Raw genomic sequence first — 9,968 nt, 5'->3', positions numbered from 1 at the left:
CGCCAGCAGGTTGGTCTGCTCGGCGATGCCGCTGATGGTCTTGACGATGCTGCCAATCACCTGGGACTGGGCGTTCAGCGCTTCAATGCCCTCACCCGCCTGCTCCATGTGCTTGGCCAGGTCGCGCATCACCTCCACCGCCTGGGTGACCACGGTGGTGCCGCGCTGGGCGCTGCTGTCGGTGTGCAGCGAGGTGCTGTAGGCGATGTTGGCCGCGTCGGCCACGGCCTGTTCCTGGTTGACCTGGTCGGTGATCACCGTGGCGAACTTGACCACTTTGTACAGCCGCTCGTTGGCGTCGAGCACCGGGTTATACGAAGCCTCCAGCCACACCACCCGCCCGTGGCTGTCCACCCGCTTGAAGCGCCCCGCGACGAATTCACCGGCGTTCAGGCGCTTCCAGAACTGCTGGTACTCGACGCTGCCGGCATCCTGCGGCTCACAGAATATCCGGTGATGTTTGCCCTGGATCTGCGCCAGGCTGTAACCCATGCCGTTGAGGAAACGGTCGTTGGCCGTCAGCACATTACCGTTGAGGTCGAACTCGATCACTGCCGTGGAACGCACCAGCGCGGTGATCAGGTTTTCGTGCTCGCGGGACGCCTCGATAGTGCGGGTCAGGTCGCTGGAGTACATCGAAATATGCTTGATACGCCCGTCACTGCCACGCACCGGTTGCACGATGGAGCGCAGCCACGCCTCATTGCCGTTGCCGCGCATCAGGCGTACGGAACCGGCGAAGTGTTCGCCACGCACCAGGGCGTTCGTGAAGCGCAGTTGAAAGGTGTCGTGCTTGACGTGAGCCGGCACTAGATCCTCGATCAGGCGGCCTTGCAGCTGGCTTGCCTGGTAAGCCATCTCTTGAAGGAAGATGGCATTGACGGACTCGATGCGCCCTTCGGGATCCAGGGTCAGGGCCATCATTTCGCTTTCCAGGCTCTCCTTGACCTGCTGCAAACTGGATAATTCTTCGCGAAGAGCAGACAGCTCCTGCTTGAGACGGGTGTTGAACATGGAGGCACCGGTGGGCAAATGAGGGCGGGATCTGACCTGCATCGGCGCTGCCGGCATTTTCTTAAGAGAGCTTTAGCCCATTGCCCAACTATATTTTTTCAGCCCCTCAACTGCCGTTGTTACGGCAGATGCCCATCACTTGGTAGTGGAGCGTGTTGAGCTTGCCGGTGGAGTCTTCGTAGGTCATGCGTGACGGCACCGCGCTGCACGAGCGGATCGGCGGCGTGACATTCACCACCCTGGCAATGTCCAGCTTCATGCCGTAGCGATACACCAGCACCTCGGGCGCAGGCTTGCCCTTTCTGGCGGCGTAGGCGGCCATGGCTTGCTCATTGTTTTGCATCAATTGGGCGAAGGTGCGGTCGCCTCCACCTTCGGCCATCGCGCCGGCGGAAACGATCAGGGCCAATGCAGCGACAGTGGTTTTCAGGGTATTCATGAGGGCGTCCTCGTCTGACTTATTGAATTAAAAGTTCAGAGCAAGAATAACTAACCAAGCCTGTCGCAACGTTCACCGAAAGATTACTTATCCGTTATGTTTTATTGAAATTCCAAAATTGTAATCTGTGCGCCACCTCGCCGTTATCTCGTGTTTGCAACTATCTGCCCGGGCACCATCACAACAAGAATGCCCCATTGATAAGAAGCTGATAGCTGCCACTACCGAGGAGCGCTACATGAGCACTAACCGCACATTTTCACTCTCCATGATTGCCGCCCTGGCGGGGCTCACCCCGCTGTCAGGCATGGCCGTGGAAGATAAACCCGAAGGGTTTATCGAAGGCAGTACCTTGAACGTGCTGGCCCGCAACTTCTACTTCAACCGCGATGACCGCAAGGGCCAGTCGAGCCCCACCGGCAATGGCTATTCCGAAGCCTGGGCCCAGGGTTTTATCGGCAAGTTCGAATCCGGATTCACTCAGGGTCCGGTGGGTTTCGGCCTCGATGCGTTTGCGATGTATGGCCTGAAACTCGACTCCGGCACCGGTCGCAGCGGCGGCAAGGGCTCGTTCGGCGTACTGCCGGTAGACAGCGACAACCACCCCGAGGACGGCTACAGCAAGCTCGGCGGCGCGGTAAAAGTGCGCCTGCTGGATACCGTGATCAAGGCCGGTGACGTGTTCCCGCTGACCCCGGTGGTGGCCTACGGCGACTCGCGGGTGTTGCCGGAAAGCTTCCGTGGCGTCACCGCGCAAAACACCAGCATTGACGGCTTGAGCTTGCAGGCCGGGCACTTGAGCGGCATGAGCCAGCCCACCCAAAGCGGCATGGATAAAGGCTTCGCGACGTTTTATGCGGGCAAGGTGGATTCACCCTGGATCGGCTATGCCGGCGGCGACTACCAGGTGAACAAACACCTCAGCGTCAGCCTGTACACCAGCCGCCTGAAGGATGCCTGGGACCAGTACTACTTCGGCAGCGCCGCCAGCTACCCGCTGAACGATGACGTGTCGCTGTTTGGCGACTTCAACTATTACAAGGCCGTGGACGAGGGCAAGAAACGCCTTGGCGAGTTCGATAACAACATCTGGAGCGCCAGGCTTGGGGTCAAGGTCGGCGCCCACAGCCTGGCCCTGTCGCACCAGCGCAACAACGGCGATGACGACTTTGACTACCTGCGCATGTCGGACTCGATCTTCCTCAACAACTCGATCCAGTACAGCGACTTCAACTCGCCCAGGGAACGCTCGTGGATGCTCGCCTATAACCTCGACATGCAGGCCTTCGGCATTCCTGGCCTGACCTTCATGACCCGCTATGGCAAAGGTACCGGCGCCGACTACAGCAACGCCAACAGCGTGTACATGCGCCGTGACGCGGCCGGCGACCCGCTGACCGATCAACGCCGCTGGGAGCGGGATATCGAGGCGAAGTACGTGGTGCAGGGCGGTAACTTGAAAGACCTGTCGCTGCGTTTGCGCCAGGCGACCGTTCGCTCAAGTGCCTTTGAGTCGGACTTGGAAGAAGTTCGGTTGATTGTCGAATATCCATTGGCAATTCTGTAAATGAACACAACGGCAAATGCTTACATTCATTTGCCGTTGACTAACATCTGTTCACAAATTGAAGCCTGTCAGAACTGTAATATGCGCCTCACCTTCTCGTTAAGTTGCGCTTCATATACTGGCCACAACTAACGGCACACGCCTTATTTGGAGACACGTCATGAAGCCATCCCACCTGTTATTGATCAGTTTTCTCGGCGCCACTTCCACCCTCGCATTCGCCGACGACGGCGCCGACCGTTCCCGGCAGTTCCTCGCCGAGTTCCGCCAGCAACAGCAGCAGGTCCACGGTGAACAGTCCGTGGCCGAGACCGCGCCCGCCGACGCACAGAAGCAGTCGATCTGAACGGCGCACACCGAGCACATTCATCTCTGAAGCTTTTGTGTAGCTCCTTTGGAAAGAGATGAATTTTTAACGCCCCGGATGGGGCGTTTTTTTTGCCCGCCCGTTCTGCAACGCAACAACCAGTCACAAACTGGCTGATTGACCCTGTAGCTACTTCAGCCTTCAGGCTTCGGAAAATTCGAATTTCAGTCTCTCTCTATCAGTAAAAGGTAAACCCCCATGCGTATCCTTGTGGTTGAGGACGAGCAAAAAACCGCCGCCTACCTGCAGCAGGGCCTGACCGAAAGCGGTTACGTGGTCGACTGCGCCGCCAGCGGCGTGGACGGCCTGCACCTGGCCGGGCAACACGCTTATGAACTGGTGATTCTCGATGTAAACCTGCCGGCCAAGGACGGCTGGGAAGTGCTTGAGCAACTGCGCCGCGACAGCAACCAACGGGTGATGATGCTCACAGCCCGTGGCCGGCTGACTGACAAGATCAAGGGCCTGGACATGGGCGCCGATGATTACCTGGTCAAACCCTTCGAATTCCCCGAATTGCTGGCCCGGGTGCGCACGCTGTTGCGCCGCAGCGAGCACATACCGGTGCCGGAAGTCTTCCGCGTGTCGGACCTTGAACTGGACCCGCGCCGCCACCGCGCCTATCGCGGCACCCGGCGCATTGACCTGACCACCAAGGAGTTCGCGCTGCTGCATGTGCTGATGCGTCAGTCCGGCGAAGTGCTGACCCGCACGCAGATTATTTCCCTGGTGTGGGACATGAATTTCGACTGCGACACCAACGTGGTGGAGGTCTCCATCAGCCGCCTGCGGGCCAAGGTCGACGACCAGAGTGACGTCAAGCTGATCCATACCATTCGCGGCGTGGGTTATGTGCTGGAGGCCCGCCAATGAAAGCCAGCAGCCTGTCGATGCGCCTCGGGCTGACGGTGAGCCTGATGGGCGCGGGCCTGGTGGTACTGCTCGCAACACTGGCCTACCTGGCGCTGACCCACGAGCTTGAGAAACTGGCGCGCAAGGGCCTGGAAAGCAAGATGGAGCAGATCCAGCACAGCCTCGCCCTCGGCCTGGACACCCGCGACATAAAGGCCCGCCCGCATTCGCTGATGGACCTGGTGATGGGGCATGACAATTTCTACCTGACCATCGTCGGCACCGCACCCGATGAAGCGGTGCTGTTGAGCGTCGGTGCCAAGCCACAGGAGCCGTTGCTGACCGACTTCGCACCACGCCAGACCCTCGGTTACCTGAACTGGGACGACAGCAACGGCAACCAGGTGCTCAGCGCCTCCAGCCTGATGCGCCTGTCCAGCGGCGAACGCGTGCGGGTGCTGCTGTCCCTGGACCGCATGGACGATCAGGCATTGCTCAGTGCTTACCTGCGTTCCACGGTGATCGCCCTGCCGCTGCTGTTGCTGCTGATCGGCATCGGCGCGTGGTGGGTGGTGCAACGCGGGCTCGCACCGCTGCAACAGTTCAGCCGCGTCGCGGCCAAGGTCACCACACAGGATCTGACCCACCGCCTGGCTGTGGATAACTTGCCCAACGAGTTGGGCGAGTTGGCGCAGGGCATCAACTTCATGCTGCAGCGTCTGGATGGCGGTGTGCAGCAGCTGTCGCAGTTCTCCGATGACCTGGCCCATGAACTGCGCGCGCCACTGACCAACTTGATGGGCAAGGCCCAGGTGACGTTGTCCCGGGAGCGCCCGCCCGAGGAGTACAAGGCGGTGCTGGAATCCAGCACCGAAGAAATGGAGCGGCTGGCGCGGATCGTTTCCGACATGCTGTTCCTGGCACAGGTCAGCCACCCGGCGGCGCGGGTTTCGTTTGCGCCCGTGTCCCTGGCCGCTGAAGCACGCCGGGTGATGGAACTGTTTGCGTTGAGTGCCGAAGACAAGCAACTGAGCCTGAGCCTTCACGGTGATGCCTCGGTGCATGGCGACCGCCTGATGATTCAGCGGGCGATTTCCAACTTGTTGTCCAATGCCATCCGTCATACGCCACACGCTTCCACGGTGTCGTTGCAGGTGGAAACCCACGGGCAGCAAGTCTCGCTGTCGGTGGGCAACCCGGGCCCGGGGATTGAAGCGCACCACCTGCCGAACCTGTTCGAGCGTTTCTACCGCGTCGACAGCAGCCGCGCCCGCTCCGAAGGGGGGACCGGGCTGGGGCTGGCCATCGTGCGGTCGATCATGACCCTGCATCAAGGCCGGGCAGAAGTCAGCAGCGAGCCCGGAGATTTCACTGTGTTTCGGTTGGTGTTTCCCCTTCATACCAACGCTATCTGCCAATAACTCATTGTGGTGAGGGAGCTTGCTCCCTCACCACAGGTTATTGGTCAGGCATCGGGCGGTCTTCCTGTTCTTCACGCCGGTGCGCCCAGTGATACAGCGCCGGCAATACCAGCAGGGTCAGCAGCGTCGACGAAATAATCCCGCCAATCACCACCGTCGCCAACGGGCGCTGTACTTCGGCGCCGGTGCCGGTGGCCAGGGCCATGGGGATAAACCCCAGCGACGCCACCAACGCCGTCATCAACACCGGGCGCAAGCGTGTCAGGGCGCCTTCGTTGATGGCCACCGACAATGAGCGCCCCTCTTCCCGCAGGTTGCGAATGAACGCAATCATCACCAACCCGTTCAGCACCGCCACCCCCGACAGCGCGATAAAACCCACGCCCGCCGAGATCGACAACGGAATGTCCCGCAGCCACAGCGCCATGATCCCGCCGGTCAACGCGAAGGGAATCCCGGTGAACACCAGCAGCCCGTCCTTGAGGTTGTTGAACATCATGAACAGCAACCCGAACACCAGCAGCAATGCCACCGGCACCACGATGCGCAAGCGCTCGGAAGCTTCCTTCAACTGCTCGAACTGGCCGCCCCAGGTGGTCCAGTAGCCCGCGGGGATTTTCACCTGAGTGTCGATGGCCGTCCCGGCTTCCTCGACAAACGAGCCGATATCCCGCCCACGCACGTTGGCGCTGACGATCACCAGGCGCTTGCCGTTTTCGCGGCTGATCTGGTTGGGGCCGAGTACCAGGTCCAGGCTGGCGACTTCCGACAGCGCGATAAAACCCAACTGCCCCGCCGCGTTATTCGCCAGCGCCGGGATCGGAATCAACAGCCGCGACAGGCCTTCGATATCGGTGCGCAGCGCATCAGACAAACGCACGACCATATCAAAACGCCGGTCGCCTTCGTACATCGTCCCGGCCTGGCGCCCACCCACGGCGACGGCAATCGTGTCTTGCACATCGCCCACGTTCAGGCCGAAACGCGCGGCCTTGTCGCGGTCGATATTGATGGTCAGCACCGGCAGGCCGGAGGTCTGTTCCACCTTCACTTCCGAGGCGCCCTTGAGGGTTTGCAAGGTCTCGGCGATTTCCCCGGCGGTCTTGTTGAGCACCGCCATGTCGTCACCAAACACCTTCACCGCCACGTCACTGCGCACGCCGGAAATCAGTTCGTTGAAGCGCAGCTGGATCGGTTGCGACAGTTCATACACGCTGCCCGGCACAATCGCACTGGCGCGCTGGATGTCGGCGATGATTGCCTCGCGGGACTTCTTCGGGTCGGGCCACTGGTCCTTGGGCTTGAGCATCACGTAGCTGTCGGAGATGTTCGGCGGCATCGGGTCGGAGGCGATTTCCGCGGTGCCGGTGCGGGCGAATACCCGCTCGATTTCCGGCACCTCGGCCATCAAGGTCTTTTCCAGTTGCTGCTGCATCTGTACCGACTGCGTCAGGCTGGTGCCCGGCACCCGCAACGCTTGTTGGGCGAAATCACCCTCGCTGAGGCTGGGGATAAATTCGCTGCCCATGCGACTGGCCACCAGGCCCGACGCAACGATGGCCATCACCGCCAGGCCGAACACCAGCGGCCGGCGCGCCATCACCCAATCCAGCACCGGCGCGTAGACACGGCGTGCGCTGCGCATCACCAGGTTTTCCTCTTCCTTGACCTTGCCGGTGACGAACAGCGCAATGGCCGCCGGCACGAAGGTCACGGACAGAATCATCGCCCCCAGCAGCGCGATCACCACGGTGAACGCCATCGGGTGGAACATCTTCCCGGCGACCCCGGTGAGGGCGAAGATCGGCAGGTACACCACCATGATGATCAGTTGCCCGAAGATCAGCGCGCGCCGCGCTTCCTTGGCCGCCGCGAACACTTCATGCAGGCGCTCGCTGCGGGTCAACAGTCGCCCGTGGCGCTGCTGGGCATGGGCCAGGCGGCGGATGGCGTTTTCAACGATCACCACCGCGCCATCCACGATAATCCCGAAATCCAGCGCGCCGAGGCTCATCAGGTTGGCGCTGACCTTGTTGGTAAACATCCCGGTAAAGGTGAACAACATGGCCAGGGGAATCACCATCGCGGTGATCAGCGCAGCGCGGATATTGCCGAGGAACAGAAACAGCACCGCCACCACCAGCAGCGCCCCTTCGAAGAGGTTTTTCTTCACGGTGCTGATGGCTTTTTCCACCAGGTTGGTGCGGTCGTAGACGGTGACGGCCACCACACCTTCAGGCAGCGAACGGTTGATCTCTTCGAGTTTTTTCGCGACCGCCAGGGACACCGTGCGGCTGTTTTCGCCGATCAACATGAACACCGTGCCCAGCACCACTTCGCGGCCATTCTCCGTGGCGGCACCGGTACGCAGCTCGCGGCCAATGTCGACCTGGGCGACGTTGCGTACCCGAATCGGCGTACCGTCGGAAGTGGTGATGACGATGTTGGCAATGTCGTCGATGGACGCGACTTGCCCCGGCGCACGGATCAGCAATTGCTCGCCGCTGCGCTCGATGTAGCCGGCGCCGACGTTGGCGTTGTTGCGCTCCAGCGCCGTGACCAGGTCGCCCAAGGTCAGGTTGTAGGCCGCCAGGCGCTTGGGGTCCGGGGCGATCTGGTATTCCTTGGCAAAGCCGCCGATGGTGTTGATCTCGGCCACGCCCGGCACGTTGCGCAGTTGCGGCTTGATGATCCAGTCCTGGATCACCCGCAGGTCGGTCGGCGTATAGGCTGAGCCGTCCTCCTTGCGCGCGCCGTCTTTCGCCTCCACGGTCCACAGGAAGATTTCCCCGAGCCCGGTGGAGATCGGCCCCATCATGCTTTCGATGCCATCAGGCAGTTGCTCGCGAGCCACCTGCAAGCGTTCGTTGACCAACTGGCGCGCGAAGAACAGGTCGGTGCCGTCCTTGAAAATCACCGTGACCTGGGACAAGCCCGAGCGCGACAGCGAGCGGGTCTGCTGCAAGCCCGGCAGCCCGGCCATGGCGGTCTCGATGGGAAAGGTGATGCGCTGCTCGGTTTCCAGCGGCGAAAAACCCGCCGCCGCCGAGTTGATCTGCACCTGGACGTTGGTGATATCCGGCACGGCGTCGATGGGCAATTTCTGATAGCTGGCGATACCGACACCGGCCATCAGCAGCACCGCCAACAGCACGATGATGCGCTGCTCGATGGCGAATTGGATAAGGCGCTCAAACATGGGAAATCACTCGCAGGATCAATGGGCGTGCTCGGCCGAGGCCTTGCCCAACTCGGACTTGAGGATGAAGCTGCCGGCGGTGGCCACCTGCGCGCCGGCGTCGAGGCCCTGGCGCACTTCGACGAAACCGTTTTCGCTGACGCCCAGTTCGATATGCCGGGTCATGAAGCCGTCGCTGGTGCGCACGAACACCGAGGGTTTGTCCTCGACGGTCTGGATCGCCTCCTGGGGGACGGTGACCTTGGCCGGGTAGGTGTCGGTGGCGACCTGCACGGAAACGAACAGCCCTGGACGCCACGAAGCGTCGGGGTTCGGCACCGTGACGCGTACGGTGGCGGTGCGGGTCTGCTCCCCCAGTAAGTTGCCGACATAGGCCACGGTGCCAAGTACTTCGGTGCCCATTTCCGAGGACGTGACCTTCACCGGTTTGCCGACCCGGACCTTGTTCAAATCCTTGGGGAACACGCCGAAGGTGACCCACACCTGGGACAGGTCCGACAGGGTGAAGGCGTTGCTGGTCTCGCTCACCACCTCGCCGACACCCAGGTGTTTTTCCACCACCACGCCGTCGAACGGCGCTCGCAGTTCGTAGCGATTGCCGCCGACCAATACAGCGCTGCCGCTCAGGGCATTCATCTTTTGCCGGGCATTGTTCAGGGCGATTTCGGCCTCTTGCAGCGCCTGGCGCGCCAGCAGGTAATCCTGTTCGGCGGAGATCCTGTCCTGCCACAACTGGCGCTCGCGCTGGAAGGTGGTGCGGGCCAGTACCACCCGGCGCTCACTGGCCGCCAGTTCACTGCGCTGATCGGAAATCTGCTGGCTGGCGATCACCGCGAGCAGCTCGCCCTTCTTCACCGATTGGCCGAGGTTGACCTTCACCGACTCCACCACGCCGGCAGCACGCGGCACGATGTGGGAGGTGCGGTCTTCGTCGAAACGCACCTCGCCCGGCAGCGAAAGCACAGTGCTGATCTGCCGGGATTGCGCCGGGGCCAGTTGAATACCGGCGGCCTGGACCTGCTGTTCGGTCAGCTCGATCTTGCCTTCCTCTTCCGCCTCTGCCGCACCGCTGATGGCCGGCCACGCCAGCATCAGCGCAACGGCCAGCG

Annotated in this window: 8 protein-coding genes; 4 read left to right on the top strand and 4 right to left on the bottom strand. The window is 61.6% G+C overall.

The window, feature by feature from the left end; genetic code table 11:
• Positions 1–1,014, bottom strand: a 1,014-nt coding sequence (locus HX846_RS22495) for a PAS domain-containing methyl-accepting chemotaxis protein (RefSeq protein ID WP_178966116.1), incomplete at its 3' end; no start/stop codon positions are given.
• Between the two features lie 106 nt (positions 1,015–1,120).
• Positions 1,121–1,453 carry a DUF2790 domain-containing protein gene (locus HX846_RS22490; RefSeq protein WP_177029308.1) on the bottom strand — a complete coding sequence of 111 codons (333 nt, stop codon included), beginning with the start codon at positions 1,451–1,453 and terminating at the stop codon, positions 1,121–1,123.
• A 238-nt stretch (positions 1,454–1,691) separates the two neighbouring features.
• On the opposite strand from HX846_RS22490, the gene HX846_RS22485 reads away from it, so the two are divergent.
• The 4 genes from HX846_RS22485 (at position 1,692) to HX846_RS22470 (ending at position 5,660) form a co-directional block, all read left to right on the top strand.
• Entirely contained in the window at positions 1,692–3,020 is a 1,329-nt protein-coding gene (locus HX846_RS22485; protein WP_003214419.1) for an OprD family porin, read from the top strand.
• Positions 3,021–3,180: 160 nt separating this feature from the next.
• On the top strand, positions 3,181–3,366 hold the full coding sequence (locus HX846_RS22480) for a hypothetical protein (protein WP_008437498.1): 186 nt from the start codon (positions 3,181–3,183) through the stop codon (positions 3,364–3,366).
• A gap of 219 nt (positions 3,367–3,585) precedes the next feature.
• Positions 3,586–4,260, top strand: coding sequence for a heavy metal response regulator transcription factor (locus HX846_RS22475; RefSeq protein ID WP_003214417.1), 675 nt, complete (start codon positions 3,586–3,588; stop codon positions 4,258–4,260).
• Positions 4,257–5,660 (top strand): heavy metal sensor histidine kinase, encoded by a 1,404-nt coding sequence (locus HX846_RS22470; protein WP_177020529.1) that lies wholly within the window; start codon positions 4,257–4,259, stop codon positions 5,658–5,660. Before HX846_RS22475 ends, HX846_RS22470 begins: the two co-directional genes overlap by 4 nt.
• A gap of 37 nt (positions 5,661–5,697) precedes the next feature.
• Here HX846_RS22470 and HX846_RS22465 read toward each other — a convergent pair whose 3' ends face one another.
• Both HX846_RS22465 and HX846_RS22460 read right to left on the bottom strand, forming a co-directional pair.
• Positions 5,698–8,859: a CusA/CzcA family heavy metal efflux RND transporter gene (locus HX846_RS22465; RefSeq protein WP_178966115.1), complete on the bottom strand. Its 3,162-nt coding sequence runs from the start codon at positions 8,857–8,859 to the stop codon at positions 5,698–5,700.
• Positions 8,860–8,877: 18 nt separating this feature from the next.
• The gene (locus tag HX846_RS22460; protein ID WP_256739853.1) at positions 8,878–9,966 is read right to left on the bottom strand and encodes an efflux RND transporter periplasmic adaptor subunit; all 1,089 of its coding nucleotides are present in this window, start codon (positions 9,964–9,966) and stop codon (positions 8,878–8,880) included.
• Positions 9,967–9,968 lie beyond the last annotated feature (2 nt).

Source organism: Pseudomonas sp. K5002 (genome assembly GCF_013386655.1).
Classification (GTDB): Bacteria; Pseudomonadota; Gammaproteobacteria; order Pseudomonadales; family Pseudomonadaceae; genus Aquipseudomonas.
The sequence above is the reverse complement of the archived record's forward strand: the minus strand, read 5'-3'. Positions and strand labels throughout refer to the sequence as shown.